We start from the raw sequence: 17,114 nt of genomic DNA, 5'->3' as shown, positions 1-17,114 counted from the left end.
CGTCCTGTTTATCGGCTTTGGCGGTAGATATGGGTATGCTTATCGGCAATGTGCAGTTGCAGATAATGGCCGCGGCTCAGGCCAAGGTTGCGTGTCTCCCGGATAGGGACATCCACCTTGATCGTCGGCAACTGATGTGCGCCCTGGAGCTGGCAGTCGGCCCGCATGAAAGTGCCCTGAAATTCCAGATCGTCGATGCGCACCAGCACGCTGCTGTCACTTTTTTCACCGGCGGGCAGGAAATGCAGATCTTCCGGTCTGAGTCCCAGCTCGACCTGCTCGCCGCGCTTGAATTGCGCGGCCGGAAGCGGCAGCAGGCTTTCACCGATTCGCATTTGCTGCTCACTGACGATTGAGGCCGGTAAGAAATTCATCTGACCGACAAACTCAGCGACAAAACGAGAGCTCGGGTTCTGATAGATTTCCTGTGGCGTGCCGACCTGTTCGATACAGCCGTGATTCATGACTACGATACGGTCGGCCATCGCAAGCGCTTCTTCCTGATCGTGGGTCACCATAATGGTGGTGATACCCAGCTTGCGTTGTAAGCGGCGGATCTCTTCGCGCAGGTGAGATCGCACTTTGGCATCCAGGGCCGAAAGTGGTTCATCAAGCAGTAACAATCCTGGTGATAATGATAAAGCACGGGCCAGCGCCACCCGCTGTTGCTGTCCGCCGGATAACTGGCTTGGGTACTTGTTGCCAGCTGTCGGCAGGGCAATGGTGTCCAGCCACTGGCTGACGATACTGTCGGTGTCTGCAACGGATTTTCCCTGATTGCGCAAGCCAAGGCTCAGGTTTTCATACACAGTCAGGTTGGGAAACAGGGCGTAGGACTGGAAAACAATTCCAAAATCCCGTTTTTCAGGTGGCAGGCAGGTGATGTCACGTCCTGCCTGTTCAATCGTGCCTGAGCTGGCCAGATCCAGCCCAGCGATGGCGCGCAGCAAGGTGGTTTTTCCACACCCTGAAGGGCCAAGAAAACAGATAAATTCGCCTTTGTTGATATCCAGCGAGATGTTGTTCAGCGCAGTAAACTGACCAAACTGTTTACCGACGTGTGAGATTTTCAGGTAAGTTTCCATAGCAAAGTCATTTCTCTATTTGGTATATACCAAATGTAGGCCTCATCAGTGACACTTCGATGACAGAAGCTTGACGATAAGAAGACAGCCGGTTCTGCCCGATCAATGAAAAAGGCAACCTGAGCGGTTGCCTTGAGATTGGCTTGGAAATATCTGTGGGATGCGGTTAAGAACGCGGTTCAGATTTCGCGTCGAATTTATCCGACCAGGTTTTCAGTACATCTTCACGGCTGACCGCCATTTTCGAGAAGTCCATTTTCACCATGGCCTGCTGAACATTCGGGTAGTTCTTCACAGGTTTGTTCACGTCTTTATGACCCACAACCGGGTAGAACTCGTTATACAGCTGGTTGGCATCTTTCGACAGTGACCAGTCAACCAGACGCTTTGCGGCATCGGACCGGGTGTTGACCAGACCAACGGCTTCCGTTTCCCAGCCCACGCCGCCTTCAGGCAGGATAATGTCAATCGGGGCACCCTGAGATTTCAGCTTGGCACCACGAATGGCCATCGAGATACCAATGGCAACTTCACCCATACCGGCCTGAACGCAAGGCTTGGAACCTGAGTGCGTGTAATGGGCAATGTTCTGATCCAGTTTGGTCATATAATCCCAGCCTTTTTGCTCACCCATAGATTGCAGCCAGGCAGAGACCTGCATATAACCTGTGCCGGAAGAGGCGGGGTTGGGCATGGCAATATGGCCTTTGTATTCTGGTTTGAGCAGGTCATTCCAGGTAGCCGGCTTGCTCAGACCCAGTTGCTCGGCCACTTTTTCATTGAAACAGACCGCATTAAAGAAGGCATCGTTGCCAAACCAGGCCGGGTTGGCTTGCGGGTCGATCAGATTGCTGTGGATTTTGCCCAGTTCTTTTGGCTGATAAGGTTTCAGCACACCTTCTTCTTTCAGCAGTGCCATCGAAGAGCCGGCCAGACCCCAGACCACATCCGCTCGTGGGTTGCTTTTTTCGGCCAGCAGTTTGGCGGTCATGATACCGGTAGAATCCCGGACCCATTTGATCTTGATGTCCGGGTTGGCTTTTTCAAATCCGGTTTTGAATTTCGCCAGCATGTCCGTTTCGAACGCTGTGTAGACCGTCAATTCCTGCGAGGCGAAAGCCTGAGTGCTGCTCAGTGCCATGAATGCCGTCAGTGGTGCAACAAGCCATGTCTTTTTCATATGTCCTTCCTAAAAAAGTAAATGTGGTATGTACCAGATTGGTTCGACACGGAAGATGCTAGGTGCCATTTATGACAGTTCGATGATTGCCAGATGTCAGTTTCATGAGGACTGTGTGATCGTGATTCAGCGCAAACTTGTGCTGAAAATCGGCGAATGATGCCATTATTAAACTTTTATGAAGACTGCTTCAGTCGCATTTACAGCATTGGTTCGCCATCGCTATAGTGATTTCGAAATCTGGTATAGTCCAAAAGAGATCAACAAATGGCAAACTCCGACAATCAATATCTGCTTCTTACGCCAGGTCCGCTGACGACAACCCAAAGCGTGCGGGAAGCCATGCTGAAAGACTGGTGCACCTGGGATGATGACTACAATGTGGGCGTGGTGCAGCACATTCGCCAGCAGCTGGTTGCTCTGGCCACCACCCACGACGGCTACACCAGCGTGCTGATGCAGGGCAGCGGGACTGCTTCTGTGGAAGCCACCTTAGGCTCTGTGATTCCGGCAGAGGGTAAGTTACTGGTGATTAACAATGGTGCTTACGGTGCCCGCATTGCGCAAATTGCCCGTTGCCTGAATATCCCGCACCTGAACTGGTCTTTAGGGGAAATGACCCAGCCTGACGTGAACGAACTGGCCCGTTTGCTGGACGAAGATCCCAGCATCACCCATGTGGCTATGGTGCACTGTGAAACAACCACAGGCATGCTGAATCCGCTGCAAGTCGTGTGTGAAACAGTAAAAGCGGCCGGCAAAGTGATGATCCTGGATGCCATGTCGAGTTTCGGCGGCATGCCGATGGATATGGGAGCGTTGGGCATCGATTTTCTGATCAGCTCAGCGAACAAGTGCATTCAGGGCGTGCCAGGATTTGGTTTTGTAATTGCGCGCCGTTCCTTGTTAGAAGCCTGCCACGGACGTGCGCGTTCAGTGTCGCTGGACCTCTGCGATCAATGGCAATGCATGGAAAACAACCATGGCAAATGGCGCTTTACATCACCAACGCACACCGTACGGGCATTTGCCCAGGCCTTGACAGAACTGGAACAGGAAGGCGGTATTGAAGCGCGTTTTCAGCGCTACCGTACGAATCAACAAACCCTGGTCGCAGGCATGGAAAAACTGGGCTTTCAATGCCTGCTGAGCAAGACATTCCATTCGCCCATTATTACCTCTTTCTATTCACCCGCTTCACCGGCATACGAATTCAAGGCTTTTTATGACAGTCTGAAAACGAAAGGTTTTGTGATCTATCCGGGCAAAGTATCCGATGCGGATTGTTTCCGGATTGGCAATATCGGTGATATTTATCCGGGTGACATTCAGCGCCTGCTGGAGGCCATTCAGGCGTCTATGTTCTGGGCCAGTGAAACGGAAACGGCCGGAGAGCAGGCATGACGTCCCGCCACACTGACCTCGGCCAGCGTGCGCTGGCATGTGAGGGAGATATCAATACATCTTCTGCGCGTGCCCGGTGGGTAAACAGCATTTCTGACCGGCAAACCCAGGTACTGCTGGAGGCTGACAGTCAGTACTTTTTACATCAGGCCATGTCGACCCCTTGTCTGGATGCCCTGGAAAGTGCTGAGGGGATCTATCTGACCGATGTGGCCGGTAAATGCTACATGGATTTTCATGGCAACAATGTCCATCAGCTGGGTTACGGCCACCCGGAGATACTGGCGGCGATTCAGGCACAGTTAGCCAAATTACCGTTTTCACCCCGCAGGTTTACCCATCAAACGGCTGTCGATTGTGCCCGCGAGCTGACCCGCATTGCCGGCGGTGAGCTGAGCCGGGTGTTGTTCGCACCGGGAGGCACATCCGTGGTGGGCATGGCACTCAAGCTGGCTCGCTATATCACGGGTAATTCCAAAGTGGTTTCACTCTGGGATGCGTTTCACGGTGCATCGCTGGATGCGATTTCTGTCGGTGGGGAAGCCTGCTTTCGCGAAGGCATGGGGCCGCTGATGGCCGGGGTTGAACGTATCCCACCGCCGGTTCGCTATCGGGGCGCTTTCCCGCGTGACGACGACTCAGATGTGCATTATGCCGATTACCTGGAATATGTGATTGAAAAAGAGGGCGGGATCGGGGCATTCATTGCAGAAGGGGTGCGAAATACCGATGTTCAGGTGCCCAGCCAAGCCTATTGGCAGCGCGTCCGGGACATTTGTGATCGCCATAATGTATTGCTGATTATCGATGACATTCCCAATGGGATGGGCCGCAGCGGTCACTGGTTCACCCATCAGGCATTCGGGATTGAACCGGACATCCTGTGTATCGGCAAAGGGCTGGGCGGTGGTGTGGTGCCAATGGCAGCCATGTTGACTCAAGACAAGTACAACACGGCGTCTCAGATTTCGCTGGGCCATTATACCCACGAGAAGAGCCCGATAGGCTGCGCGGCCGCGTTAGCGACCATCCGGGTCATCGAACAGCAGCAATTGCTGCAGAAGGTTCGCCATGATGCGGTGTATATGGCTGAGCGGCTGGCGGTCATGAAGGCACGGTTGCCCATCATTGGTGATATTCGCGGGATTGGCCTGCTGTGGGGCATTGAGCTGGTTGAAGACAGGGACACAAAAGCACGTGCCTTCGACGCGGCAGAGCAGGTGATGTACCGCTGCCTGGCGCGCGGGCTGAGCTTTAAAGTTTCTCAGGGAAATGTATTACAACTCAGCCCGCCTTTGATTATTGCCAGAGAAGAGCTGGCACTGGCCATGGACTGGTTGGAAGAAGCGATTGAATCTGTGTGCAGGCATGTTGATTCACCATTGAGACAGCGCCTGAAGTGACGGGCAACACAACAAACGAGAAACGGACGATGAATACACAAGTAGAAGCGGTAATTTTTGACTGGGCGGGTACGGTTGTTGACTTCGGATCCTTCGCGCCTACCACCATTTTTGTTGAAGCGTTCAAACGTGAATACGATTTTGATATCTCACTGGCAGAAGCCCGCGTACCCATGGGGTTAGGGAAGTGGGATCATATTAAGGCGGTGGGTGAACTGCCCGATGTTGCCGCCCGCTGGGAGAGCCGGTTTGGCCGGGCGATGACCAGAGAAGACATTGACACGATTTACCAGACGTTTATGCCGTTACAGGTAGCAAAAGTTGCGGAGCATGCCGATTTAATTCCAGGCACCACAGAGGTCGTTGCACAGCTCCGTGAGCAGGGCATCAAGCTGGGCTCATGCTCGGGTTATCCACGGGTTGTGATGAACGAGCTGTTACCCGCGGCGGCTGAAAAAGGGTTTGCGCCTGATTATGTGGTCGCCACCGATGATCTTGCCGCAGGTGGTCGTCCTGGTCCGTTTATGGCACTGCAAAATGTGATCGCACTGGGGATTGGGAGCGTGGCTGCTTGCGTCAAAATAGATGACTCAGTACCGGGCATCGAAGAAGGCCACAATGCAGGTATGTGGACTGTCGCGTTATTACTGTCGGGGAATGAAGCGGGACTGACCGAAAAAGAATACTTGTCCGCGTCAGAACATGAACTGGCTGTTGCGAGAGAAAAAGCACGTCAAGCCTTTGATGGTTGTCATGCACACTATCAGATAGATACGGTTGCTGACTTGCCTGATGTCATTGCTGATATTAATCGAAGACTGGCGGCAGGTGAGCGTCCTTAAATCTGTTTCTTATCGTTAATTCGCTAAAAAGCCAGGTTCTTTTGCCATTATTTTGATAATACTGAGCAGAACACCCTGGCTTTATTCGTGTCGTTGCACTTAATTCGTTTATTGAATTTATGCCTGAATATGAGGCGGATTGGTGCAAGTGCCCGATTTTAATACACATCTCAACTTTCCTCTTATCACCGCCCATCAGTACACTATTTCCGGTTTTGTTTTAACTTGTTGTATTTATTGAATTATCACCTATTGGTATTATGGGTTGATTCACAGATCAACTGTGTTGGCTTAGTAATTGCTTTATTTGAATCATGAGCTAATTTGGATTAAGCGAGGGGTTAATCTGGCAGAAGGTTTAAATAAAGTGTTTAATTTGTTGCTTTTGAGTTAAAAAATGCACTGAATTAGCAAAAACCGAAAAATTACAAAGCATGAAGAGTTGTTTAAAATGCGTTCAAATGATGTTAATTAAGTGTTTTTCCGATATTTTTTAATTGATGCGAAGCAAGAAAAAACACGATCATGCGCAAAAAAATGAAGAGATAAAAAAGTAAGTGATTGGCGAAGCCTTTATAGTGTCTCGCTAAATATAGCATTCGTCCAATTTACTTTAGCTTGCACATTAATGCTGTTGAATTCTTGTGAAGGAAAGTTATGAAATCTTCAGTTGAAGCCCAACAAGCGAAAGAGATTGTGTTTGATTACACCTCATTTCTGTCTGTGTTGTGTCATCACAGACCAACCTTGTGGGATGCGTTTAAAGTGGTGCTGCCAGCATTGGAATTTTCCTGGGGCAGGTCGTCTGGTTCTGGTGCCAGCAAGACGGAGCGCTTACGTAACCAGGCGCTGAAAGTCTTGTCTACCCATACCAGCGATGTGAATAACCTGGTGAGATTGTTGCGTCTGGCTCGTATGGAACAGATTTTTGAGCTGGACATCCGCCTGCCATATTCGTTGGATCAGGATCAACTGGATCTGATTACAGAAAAAGCAGACTGTGAGATCCAGGAAATTGGCAACAATGGCGAACAATTGCACATTCGTTTAATGGTGCCCTGAACCTAAGCTGCCCTTGTGTCTGTCTGCGCCAGGATAACGACATAGGTCATGGAAAAACAAGTATAGAAAAATGCCAGTTGAATGTATTCGATTCCTGGCATTTTTCATTTCAGTCGCAAGCAATCGTTTCCGTGGCTTTTCAATGCAACAGTGTATTGGCTTGCTGAGTCCGATTGATAATAAACGCCATTGAATTGCCATGAATCGCCGCATCATGAATGGTTTGGTTGCAATACTCCTTCACATTCCCGCTGGCGATGACTGCACTACAATTTCCCATGTGTAACGCTTTTGCCATCAGCACCTGGGTGGATTGCCTGTTCTTCTCTTTTAACACCAGCACTTTATTGATATCGACTCCGGCATTGCTGAGCAGCTGGCGATCCAGCAGCGCATCGGCACCGATAAACATAATCCAGCGGTTCTGCTCACTGGCCTGTTTGAGCAGTCTCAGCAGATAAGCAAGCTGGGCTTGTTCATGATCGCAGAAACTGACTTCGATTGGATACTGAACCGGGTTGGAACTCAGGGAAGAAGAATGAGACAGAAAAGTGGATTTGTACACCTGAGAAGCGGTCACTGATTGGATGCTGTCTAATTGTGCTGTCATGAGAGTTCCATCCTCTGCTAGAGTCGATAGTATTGTTTATTTGTACATGCTGTATTTCTATACAGTAGTTTTGAACATAAAGGGATGCAAGTGTTTTTTGGGGCTGATTCACAAGAATCTGAGCTGTCTGGCTTTTTCTTACATTGCTGTATCTTTTTAAACAATTGATTTTGTTTTATTTTTTCTGTTTTTGTAATGGCGTTGCTTTGCGTGGGTTTTAAACAGATTTTTGATGTTCGTCTTGTGGGGTGTGTATTTATACAGTATGTATGGATAGTCTCTTATACAGTAATCTTTCCATGATAGAGATCAGTAAACCTCGTTGGAGTGAACCATGGGAAAAAGAATCTGCCTGAGTGGCTGGGCAAAATGTTTGATTCTACTGTTGCCGGGCTGGCTGGTTTTGTCGGGCTGTAGTGAGGCGCTGTCTGTCTCAGCGACACCAGCAAAGGGCGTGGACCGTATTCAGCGACAAGATACATCGCTGGATGTGTACTGCTCGTCGGGAATATGCAGCTTTGAGCTCGAAAGCAACCAGAAAGTGATGCTGTCGGTCAGTATGTTTTATGGCGAGGAGCAACCCTTTACGAAAATTGAAGGAGTGAGTGTGACGGGAGAGTCCGGCGCAACGTTAAATATGGCGGGGCAGTACCAGTTTACGCTTGAAATCGCCCCTCAAAATACACCTGTTACTGTGCAGGTGGTGGACTACTATCGATAGCACTGACAGGTAAATGAAAACACATAAAAGTAAAGCAATGGTTATAGAAACTTAGGCATTTAATCGCTTCTATTAACTGAAATTCTGTGAACTTGCTCAGATGGCATGGATTTGTGTTAGCAATCGCCAAAATCATGGCCTCATGGCTTGATTTAAACACTATTCATCAGTAGTATCCGCACCTCTTTTTTATGTGGTGGTGTATATGAGCAGATTTGATTGCCTTGAGAGAATTGTCGAAGAATACCGCAAGAAGGTTCGTGACGCAGAATTCAATAAACACAACGACAGTGAAGTTGCGAAAGTCCTGGTTTTACTTGTAGGAAACTCAATGTTCAACCTGGCAGATGAATTTGCAGATTGGGTAAACCGTGGTGGTGATCGTAGCTACGGCGGTAAGTTTTTTGTGTCTAAGCAACTGATGACGTTACTGGAACCTGTGACTTTCCGTGGGGTTACCGTGCGTCGTGATTCAATCAAGTTATTCCGCATTGGTTGATACTGGTGCGTTACCTTGTCACTAAGCTCGCATAAAGAAATTGAGAATTGACCGCAGGCCTTTGTTTTGTCGAAGGTAAGAAAAAGGATGCTCAGGCATCCTTTTTTCGTTTCTGCAAGTGCTGAAGCGCAGGCAGGGCTGGCTGGATCTCAATACAGAAATGTGGTCTGATACCGCCCTGAAGTCAGTCAAGTACAGAGAGAGCAGTCGATGGATGCAGAATTTTGGCATAGCCGCTGGGCAGAAAACCGAATCGGATTTCATTTAAACGACACAAACCCGGTATTACCTTACTATTGGCCAAAATTAGGGCTGCAACGCGAAGATACTGTGTTTGTGCCTATGTGTGGTAAATCTCTGGATTTGACCTGGCTGGCAGAAAAGCACCATCAGGTGACGGGTGTTGAGTTAAGTGAAATCGCTGTCCGTGCTTATTTTGCCGAGCATTTGTACTTACCGACTGTGACGTCATTAGGTAACGGGCATACGCTGTATGAGTTTGATGAGGTCCGTATTTATTGCGGTGATTATTTTACTGCGCCGGTTCAGCCCGTAGATGCTGTGTACGACCGCGCGGCGTTGATTGCGATGCCGGAGCACATGCGGCAAAGCTATGTGCAGCGCTTGTTATCTTTAGTGAAGCCCGGTGGAAAGATCATGCTGGTGACACTTGATTATATTCAGGAAGAAATGGCAGGACCGCCGTTCAGCGTCAGAGCTGATGAAGTGCAATCACTTTTTAAAGGCTGTGAAGTCACTCATATCGCGCGGCAGGACGCCGATGAATCACACCCGCGACGTCAGCAGGGCTTAAGTCGTTTTGCTGAAGAAGTCTGGTTTATTCAAACGCCAGCCTGACACTCCTTTTTCGTGTGACTGTGCTTTCAGTCACACTTGTTTGTCCTGATGATTATCCATTTTTATCATTAGCTTGATCCCGTCTATAGTCAAAATGACCAGACGGAGGTGAGCAATGAATGCACGAATTTCGAAGGACAGTTTTCACAGTAAAAAAACCTTGGAGACTGGCGGTCAGCGCTTTGATTATTTTGACCTGACCGCACTGCGTCATTTGGGGGAGGTTGACCGCCTGCCTTTTTCCCTGAAAGTGCTTTTGGAAAACCTGCTCAGGTTTGAGGATGGTGACACTGTCACTGATTCCGATATCCAATCCGTGATTGACTGGCTTGATACCCGCCGTTCAGACAAAGAAATTCAATACCGTCCAGCCCGTGTCCTGATGCAGGATTTTACCGGTGTGCCGGCTGTCGTCGATCTGGCTGCGATGCGGGATGCTATGACCCGGGCCGGTAAAAACCCCGACAGCATCAACCCTCAGTCGGCCGTTGATCTGGTGATTGATCATTCCGTGATGGTGGACGTTTACGCCTCTGAACAGGCTTTTGCCCGAAACGTTGAACTTGAAATGCAGCGTAATATCGAACGCTATCAGTTTTTGCGCTGGGGGCAGCAAGCCTTTACCAATTTTCGTGTCGTCCCGCCGGGAACAGGAATATGCCACCAGGTGAATCTCGAATACCTGGGGCAATCAGTATGGCAGGACAGTGGTGTTCTGTATCCGGATACTCTGGTTGGAACCGACTCGCATACCACGATGATCAATGCCTTGGGTGTACTTGGCTGGGGGGTTGGCGGCATTGAGGCTGAAGCCGCGATGCTTGGTCAGCCCATCTCTATGTTAATCCCGGAAGTGATTGGTTTTCACCTCAGTGGCAAATTACATCCGGGCGTGACGGCAACTGATCTTGTCTTAACTGTCACTGAGATGCTGCGAAAAAAAGGGGTCGTCGGTAAATTCGTGGAATTTTACGGCCCCGGTTTAGATGCCTTGCCTTTGGCTGATCGGGCGACAATTGCCAATATGGCACCAGAATACGGTGCAACCTGCGGCTTCTTTCCGATTGATCAGGAAACGTTGCGCTATATGCGTCTTTCAGGGCGCAGTGAGTCTCTGATTGCCCGTGTTGAAGCCTATGCCAAGGCCAATGCCATGTGGCGGGATTCCAGCCAGCCTGAGCCATTTTATACAGAGACACTGGCATTGGCACTGGACGAGGTTGTCCCGAGCCTGGCCGGCCCTAAGCGCCCGCAGGACAGAGTTCCGTTGCCTGACATTAAAACTGCGACGGAAGATTTGCTGGCATTGAGCGGTCTGGAACCCGAGCAGAAAATCCAGGTTGATTTGGGCGAGTCTGGCAAGGATACCGAAGGTAAGACGTTTTCACTGACTCACGGTGATGTTGTGATTGCCGCCATCACATCCTGCACCAACACTTCTAATCCCAGCGTGATGTTAGCCGCGGGTTTACTGGCCAAAAATGCGGTGGAAAAAGGCCTGCAGACGAAGCCCTGGGTGAAAAGCTCTCTGGCGCCAGGCTCGAAAGTGGTGACCCGGTATTTTGAGGCATCTGGCCTGCAGGTGTATCTCAACAAGCTGGGATTCAACTTAGTGGGGTACGGCTGTACGACCTGTATCGGGAATTCCGGACCCTTACTTGCGCCAATCGAAAAAGCCATCAATGACGCCAACCTGACTGTTTCCTCGGTGCTGTCAGGTAACCGGAACTTTGAAGGTCGTGTACATCCGCTGGTGAAAGCCAACTGGCTGGCCTCTCCGCCGCTGGTGGTTGCCTTTGCTTTGGCTGGCACAACACGTATTGATCTGACCCAAGCGCCGCTGGGCCATGACAGCGATGGCCAGCCGGTGTACCTGAACGATGTCTGGCCTTCTCAGGAAGACATTGCGCAAGCGATGAGGGAAGTGAAGAACAGCCTGTTCGAGCAGGAATATGCGGACATTTTTGCCGGCGATGATATCTGGCAGCAGATCACCATCAATAAAGGGAATACGTACCAGTGGCGGCCAGATTCTACTTATGTTCGCCTTCCGCCCTATTTTGACGAGATAACGCAGCCGCTAAAACCACTGAAAGATATTGAAAATGCAGCCATTCTGGCAATATTTGGTGACTCAATAACGACCGACCATATCTCACCTGCAGGTAACATCAAGGCAGACAGCCCGGCAGGACACTACTTGCAGGAGCAGGGGATTGAACCGGCAGATTTTAATTCCTACGGTTCACGGCGCGGCAATCACGAAGTCATGATGCGCGGCACTTTTGCCAATATTCGCATTAAGAACCTGATGCTCAAGGGTAAAGAGGGTGGGTACACCATTTACCAGCCGACAGGTGAAGAAGTATCAATATATGATGCTGCGATGAGGTATCAGGACCAGAACATACCTCTGGTGATTTTTGCCGGGAAAGAATACGGCACAGGATCCAGCCGGGACTGGGCCGCGAAAGGGACTAACTTACTGGGTGTGAAAGCGGTACTGGCTGAAAGTTTCGAGCGAATTCACCGTTCAAACCTGGTGGGTATGGGGGTGATTCCTGTTGAGCTCCCTGAAGGTTTACTGGCTTCATTGTCGTTAACCGGCAAGGAAAAAATACAACTGAAAGGCATTGATACCTTGTCGCCGGGGGGAATGCTGACGCTGAAAATCACCAACGAACAGGGACAAGAGTCACAATATAGCGTAAAAGCCCGGGTCGATACCCGAACTGAAATGGCGTATCTCAAGGCGGGCGGAATTTTACATTATGTTTTAAGAACAATGATTTCTACCGAATGACCATGCGTTTATCTGTATTTATTTGACAGGTGGAATGTCAAATAATTGTCATTTGTATGGTTATCAGTTCGTATTGCCGCGATATTGCAGTTACAGTAGAGTGACAAGCTTAAAATGAGCTCTATCAGTATAATCTAAGGTTTTTAGAGCGCAATTCAGGGAAAACGGACAGTAACATGAAGAAGTCGTTGATTGGTATTTTGTTGTGCGGTTTGTCTACGTCTGCTTTGGCGTCGCAATCGGCAGGTATTTTTCTTGGTTCGCCAATGAGTGGTGTGCAGTACAAACACAATGACCTGCGCTTTTCGCTGGGTTTAGATGAATTTGGTTTTGCCGTGGATAAAACATTTAACCTGGGCACGTTGACCCGGGACCCGCAGCTTAACATGGGCTATACCTTTGTTGGCGCTCAGTACGTTGATAACCGTTATGACAAATTGGGTATCCGCTCAGGTATTGGCCTGGAAGTGCCTGTGAATCAGTTTGAGCTGTATGGTGAAGTTGGGCCGACACTGTATATGGTGGAAGATGTTGATGTCGAACTGGAAGCGGCTATGGGTGTAAGAGTGCGCTTCTGATTCAGAGTGAATCGAAAAAGCTGGCGAATTGCCAGCTTTTTTGTATCTGTCGTCAGGTCAGGCAGCTTCATTGATTGTTGCCGCCTGCAGCATCGGTTTTCTTCGCTCCCACTGCGTAATGAAAGCGACCGAGGCAATAATAATGGCAGCCCCCAGCCAGAGCCGTCCAGGTGGTACCCATCCGAAGACGATAAATCCGGCCAGTACGTTCAATGGCAGTTTGGCATGGTCGAAAGGTTGCACGAAAGAGGCGTCAGCAATGGCGTAGGCTTTCGCAATGGCCCAGTTAGCCAGTGCGGTGAACAACCCGGCACCGACCAGAAGAATCCAGGTGTGCTGGCCAACAGGTAAGGTGAAATCAGGCGCAGCAAGAAAAAGGTTAAAAGGCGTGATCAGCACCAGCAGGTAGACAACCATAGTCGTCGGGGAGTCGTGGTGCGACATCTTTTTCACCATCAAAGAATAACTCGCCCAGAAGAAAGCGGCGCCAATGGGCAGCAATGAGGCCAGATTGAAATTGTCGGCCCATGGCTCAAGGATAATCATCGCACCAGCGAAGCCGGCCAGGGTTGCCATCCAGCGTACAAAGCCGACTTTTTCTTTCAGCAGCAAACCTGATCCTACGGTGGCAAACAACGGCGATGTCATCAGCAGTGCGATGCCTTGCCAGATTGGCACAGGGTACGCCAGGGCCCAAAGCCATAACTGAATACCGATCACGGACAGAAACACGCGGAAGCAATGCATACCAAAGTGTTGTGTTTTCAGAGCCTGGCGAAGGCCAATACTGCGCAGCCAGGGAAGCATGACAAGGAGAGCAATAAAATATTGAATCAAACCGACCGTGGTAGATGGCAAATGGAAGGTCACACTCAGGTATTGCGCCATGCTGTTAACCACGGCAAACGCCATTCCGGCTGTCAGCATCCAGCAAGCGCCCTGAATCGGGTTGTGTTGATGAGCCATAAGATATCTTTCAGAAAAATAATCTGGAATCATACTCTGATGGATGCATAGAAGAAATTGTTAATTGATAAAAAAAGCCGACAAAACAGGATGCTTTGTCGGCTGCAAGGAATTTTTAGTTTGTTCTCAGATGGCGGCGTAAGAGAGTGGCAGATCAGGATTGAAGGTTTCCAGCGTATTCTGTGTATCAGCCAGCAAACTGATCGCTGAATCTTTCTGCTCAACCAAAGCGGCTTCAACGATATCTGACAGTGGATAGCCCGTCATATTCATGTGAATCAGTGCCACTTGCAGTGGCGGCAGGCTCGGGTTAAATGCTGCGTTCTCGGCATACATACCTGAGAAAATCCGGCCATCTTTCGCTTTCAGCGCAACTCCCGCATAGTTTTTACTATAGGGCGCGTGGGATTTATCTGCCGCTTTACAGGCTTCTTGCAGCAGCACGTCATCGGTTTCGAGCTTCAGCTTATGTGAGCTGTCTGATAATAAGAGCTCGGTGATGCCCAGATCAGACGGACCAAAGGACTCTGGCAGGTATTCCTGCAGTGCTTTGGGTGAGCGCTCTGGCAGTTGCACCATGATGCTTTGTGCTGTTGTCAGTTCATTCATGAACTGCCGGCAATGTCCGCAGGGCGAGTAGTTGACGGTAATGTCGCCAATACCCGTTTCGCCTTTCAACCAGGCATGGCTGATTGCAGACTGCTCTGCGTGAACCGTTTGAGACATAGAGGTGGCACTGAATTCCATGTTCGCACCGAAATACAGGCGACCTGAGTTTCCGCGGGCAATGGCACCCACATGGAAGTTGGAGAGAGAGGCAATCGAGTATGCCGCAGCCACTTTCAGTAACTGAATACGCAGATCTGCATCGGTCAGTTGGCTGTCTTTCATTAATTGTTCGAATTCTTCTTTGCTCAGTGTGGCATCAAAACCCGGTGCGGTAATGATAGGCTTAAGCGCCTGTGACAATGTGTGTGGCAGGTGCTCTAAAGCGTCCATTACTTCGGTGCGCATACTGATTCTCCTTAATGTATTCACTTACGCATTGTAGTGCGTCAATGAATAGATATAGTGATCATTGTCACTATTTAAGGTTGTTCATTTCATTCTATTTGCAAAATAGTGAGTGGTTTCACATGACTGATGAGATAAGTGTATGTATTTAAATACTCAGTAAAGCGATCTGGCTGTCCTGGTGTTGCAAGGGCGTTGCACAGCCAGACCGCTAAAGAAGCAATGGATAGCAGTTGTCAGTGGAAGACAGACAACAGCAGCGGATAGATTATCGGGGCGAGTATGGCGGTAATGACACCACAAAGAACTAACGCCAGTGAGCTGAACGCACCATCTTTGTAATTCTCCTCAGCCGCTTTGGCTGTGCCTAACGCATGTGCCACAGTCCCCATACTTAAGCCTTTGGCCATCGGATGGGTGATGTTGACGAGCTTAAACAACGGATAACCCAATACGGCGCCAAAGACGCCAGCGATCAGAACCATGACGGCGGCCAGTGACGGCACACCGCCAATTTGTTCAGCAACCGCCATAGCGATGGGGGTGGTCACGGATTTAGGCAGAATGCTTGCTGTCAGCTGTAAATCAGCGCCAAGCGCAAGGGCAATGGCTGTGCCGGTAATCATTGAGAGTATGCTGCCAAACAAACTGGCTGTGACGATGACCTTCCAGCGGCTGCGAATTTGCGGCAATTGCTCATAAAGAGGAAAAGCAAGGGCAACGACGGCGGGCTCCAGCAGGTAATGGATCCATTTGTTATCATCGAAATACACTTCATAAGGTACATTAAGCACCAAAAGCAGCGGAATGATCACCACCAGACAGAGAAGTAACGGATTAAGAATGGGGTGCTGGAAGCGCTTGGACAATTTACGGGCAAGGATAAAAACAATCAGCGTAACGGCTAACCACATCAGTCAGACTCCTTGCGCTGTACATACCAGCCAACAAATAACAGAACCACTAAACTGCTGCCTATGGTGCTGACCAGAACAGGCAAAGCATTGACTCTGAGCAGATCCAGATAATTGACCAGCCCGACACCCACAGGCACAAACAAAATAGCCATATGGCGAATCAACAGATGACAGCCGGGTTTAGCCCAGTTAGGTGGCAGCAGGCCTGCAGACAGAGCCGTGAAGAGAAATAACATGCCGAGAATGCTGCCGGGGATGGGGATCTGAGTAAGAGACTGAAATCCTTTCCCGACCATCAGAAAAATGGCAATGATTGCAAATGAACGCAGATAGCTCATATACGTCAGGATGATGATGAATGGTGTCGCAATGATACAAAATGGATGAGATCTACACCACATTTCTTTGTGGCTGTATTGATCCTGGTCAGCTTGTTCACAGGTTTGAAACGATGACGATTGCAATGCCGGCGGCAGCAAGCAACAAGACAGACAGTTTATGCATCAGACTGTGTTTTACGATGTGTTCTGTTGCGGAACTATGCGGCCGGCCGGTTTTAACCGTTGTGACTGCCGGCTGTGGCGATGGTTTGGACGGCAGCGTCTCGGGTTGTCTGAAGCGATGGATATGGCGGCAGGTCTCTTTCGGCAGAGGGACGCGAAAGCCAAAATGGGGAGCACCTCGATTGGAATAGCCATCACACCGTTAACAGTCAGCTTGCGGCGAAGTGAGTTGAATATCGAAGCCAGGTCGATTTTTTGTATGTGCGACATGGAATCCTGCGGCAGAAATGTTTTATCAGACAATGATTTATGACTAATCACCTCACCGGCAAAGTAGCACAGCGCTTCAAGCAGACGTGACTCATGCAGCGTCAGGGCAGTCTCTGATTTATCAGGCCAGACGAGCAGCCGCAGATCGGGTTCAAAATCCACCCTGGCAAATCGATAACACCGGGTGAGAGACTCAGTTGCCATAATAATCACTTTTCCAATTTACTGTCGGCATGCTGTCCCTGTGGCATCTGGCAGTAAAACATCATTGGCTTGATGGTGGCTTATGTCGCCAAGCGCCTCCATGACGCATGACACAAAGCGGATACTTATTAATTGTTATTGGCCTTGCGTTGAAGTTCAAACTACCGGGGCAGGAAAAGTGTCTGAAAAAAGAAA

At 49.5% G+C, this 17,114-nt stretch carries 17 protein-coding genes; 9 read left to right on the top strand and 8 right to left on the bottom strand.

Annotated elements, in window-relative coordinates:
- Window positions 1-8 precede the first annotated feature (8 nt).
- Window positions 9-1,085, bottom strand: a complete 1,077-nt coding sequence (locus tag P4S53_RS16915) for a putative 2-aminoethylphosphonate ABC transporter ATP-binding protein (protein ID WP_337113586.1) — start codon at window positions 1,083-1,085, stop codon at window positions 9-11.
- 166 nt (window positions 1,086-1,251) lie between these two features.
- Window positions 1,252-2,265: a putative 2-aminoethylphosphonate ABC transporter substrate-binding protein gene (locus P4S53_RS16910; RefSeq protein ID WP_337113585.1), complete on the bottom strand. Its 1,014-nt coding sequence runs from the start codon at window positions 2,263-2,265 to the stop codon at window positions 1,252-1,254.
- A gap of 267 nt (window positions 2,266-2,532) precedes the next feature.
- Between P4S53_RS16910 and phnW the strand changes: the two genes are divergently transcribed.
- The 4 genes from phnW (at window position 2,533) to P4S53_RS16890 (ending at window position 6,976) form a co-directional block, all read left to right on the top strand.
- A complete protein-coding gene (phnW, locus tag P4S53_RS16905; protein ID WP_337113584.1) occupies window positions 2,533-3,669 on the top strand; it encodes a 2-aminoethylphosphonate--pyruvate transaminase in 1,137 nt (378 codons plus the stop codon).
- Window positions 3,666-5,072 carry an aspartate aminotransferase family protein gene (locus P4S53_RS16900; protein WP_337113583.1) on the top strand — a complete coding sequence of 469 codons (1,407 nt, stop codon included), beginning with the start codon at window positions 3,666-3,668 and terminating at the stop codon, window positions 5,070-5,072. The genes phnW and P4S53_RS16900 overlap by 4 nt, the downstream gene beginning before the upstream one ends.
- Window positions 5,073-5,101: 29 nt before the next feature.
- On the top strand, window positions 5,102-5,914 hold the full coding sequence (phnX, locus tag P4S53_RS16895) for a phosphonoacetaldehyde hydrolase (protein WP_337113582.1): 813 nt from the start codon (window positions 5,102-5,104) through the stop codon (window positions 5,912-5,914).
- A 657-nt stretch (window positions 5,915-6,571) separates the two neighbouring features.
- Window positions 6,572-6,976 carry a hypothetical protein gene (locus P4S53_RS16890; protein WP_337113581.1) on the top strand — a complete coding sequence of 135 codons (405 nt, stop codon included), beginning with the start codon at window positions 6,572-6,574 and terminating at the stop codon, window positions 6,974-6,976.
- 139 nt (window positions 6,977-7,115) lie between these two features.
- Here the strand turns inward: P4S53_RS16890 and P4S53_RS16885 are convergent, their stop codons facing one another.
- Complete coding sequence (locus P4S53_RS16885; RefSeq protein ID WP_337113580.1) at window positions 7,116-7,586, bottom strand: SulA-like leucine-rich domain-containing protein; 471 nt, start codon at window positions 7,584-7,586, stop codon at window positions 7,116-7,118.
- 334 nt (window positions 7,587-7,920) lie between these two features.
- Between P4S53_RS16885 and P4S53_RS16880 the strand changes: the two genes are divergently transcribed.
- From P4S53_RS16880 to P4S53_RS16860, 5 genes are all read left to right on the top strand, one after another.
- Window positions 7,921-8,307 (top strand): spore gernimation protein, encoded by a 387-nt coding sequence (locus tag P4S53_RS16880; protein WP_337113579.1) that lies wholly within the window; start codon window positions 7,921-7,923, stop codon window positions 8,305-8,307.
- A gap of 205 nt (window positions 8,308-8,512) precedes the next feature.
- Complete coding sequence (locus P4S53_RS16875) at window positions 8,513-8,806, top strand: hypothetical protein (protein WP_027252174.1); 294 nt, start codon at window positions 8,513-8,515, stop codon at window positions 8,804-8,806.
- A gap of 210 nt (window positions 8,807-9,016) precedes the next feature.
- A complete protein-coding gene (locus P4S53_RS16870; protein ID WP_337113578.1) occupies window positions 9,017-9,664 on the top strand; it encodes a thiopurine S-methyltransferase in 648 nt (215 codons plus the stop codon).
- Between the two features lie 115 nt (window positions 9,665-9,779).
- Window positions 9,780-12,467 carry an aconitate hydratase AcnA gene (acnA, locus tag P4S53_RS16865; RefSeq protein ID WP_337113577.1) on the top strand — a complete coding sequence of 896 codons (2,688 nt, stop codon included), beginning with the start codon at window positions 9,780-9,782 and terminating at the stop codon, window positions 12,465-12,467.
- 176 nt (window positions 12,468-12,643) lie between these two features.
- Window positions 12,644-13,045, top strand: a complete 402-nt coding sequence (locus P4S53_RS16860) for a hypothetical protein (protein ID WP_337113576.1) — start codon at window positions 12,644-12,646, stop codon at window positions 13,043-13,045.
- Window positions 13,046-13,102: 57 nt separating this feature from the next.
- Here P4S53_RS16860 and P4S53_RS16855 read toward each other — a convergent pair whose 3' ends face one another.
- From P4S53_RS16855 to P4S53_RS16835, 5 genes are all read right to left on the bottom strand, one after another.
- Window positions 13,103-14,011: a DMT family transporter gene (locus P4S53_RS16855; RefSeq protein ID WP_337113575.1), complete on the bottom strand. Its 909-nt coding sequence runs from the start codon at window positions 14,009-14,011 to the stop codon at window positions 13,103-13,105.
- Between the two features lie 126 nt (window positions 14,012-14,137).
- Window positions 14,138-15,025 carry a cytidine deaminase gene (gene cdd, locus P4S53_RS16850; protein ID WP_337113574.1) on the bottom strand — a complete coding sequence of 296 codons (888 nt, stop codon included), beginning with the start codon at window positions 15,023-15,025 and terminating at the stop codon, window positions 14,138-14,140.
- A gap of 236 nt (window positions 15,026-15,261) precedes the next feature.
- A complete protein-coding gene (locus tag P4S53_RS16845) occupies window positions 15,262-15,939 on the bottom strand; it encodes a CidB/LrgB family autolysis modulator (protein WP_337113573.1) in 678 nt (225 codons plus the stop codon).
- Window positions 15,939-16,280, bottom strand: coding sequence for a CidA/LrgA family protein (locus P4S53_RS16840; RefSeq protein WP_337113572.1), 342 nt, complete (start codon window positions 16,278-16,280; stop codon window positions 15,939-15,941). Before P4S53_RS16840 ends, P4S53_RS16845 begins: the two co-directional genes overlap by 1 nt.
- A 177-nt stretch (window positions 16,281-16,457) precedes the next feature.
- Entirely contained in the window at window positions 16,458-16,919 is a 462-nt protein-coding gene (locus P4S53_RS16835) for a hypothetical protein (protein WP_337113571.1), read from the bottom strand.
- Window positions 16,920-17,114 lie beyond the last annotated feature (195 nt).

The sequence above is a fragment of the Photobacterium sp. Hal280 genome, assembly GCF_037162255.1.
Taxonomy (GTDB): Bacteria; Pseudomonadota; Gammaproteobacteria; order Enterobacterales; family Vibrionaceae; genus Photobacterium.
Note: the sequence above shows the minus strand (reverse complement) of the source record. Positions and strands in the feature narration are given on the sequence as shown.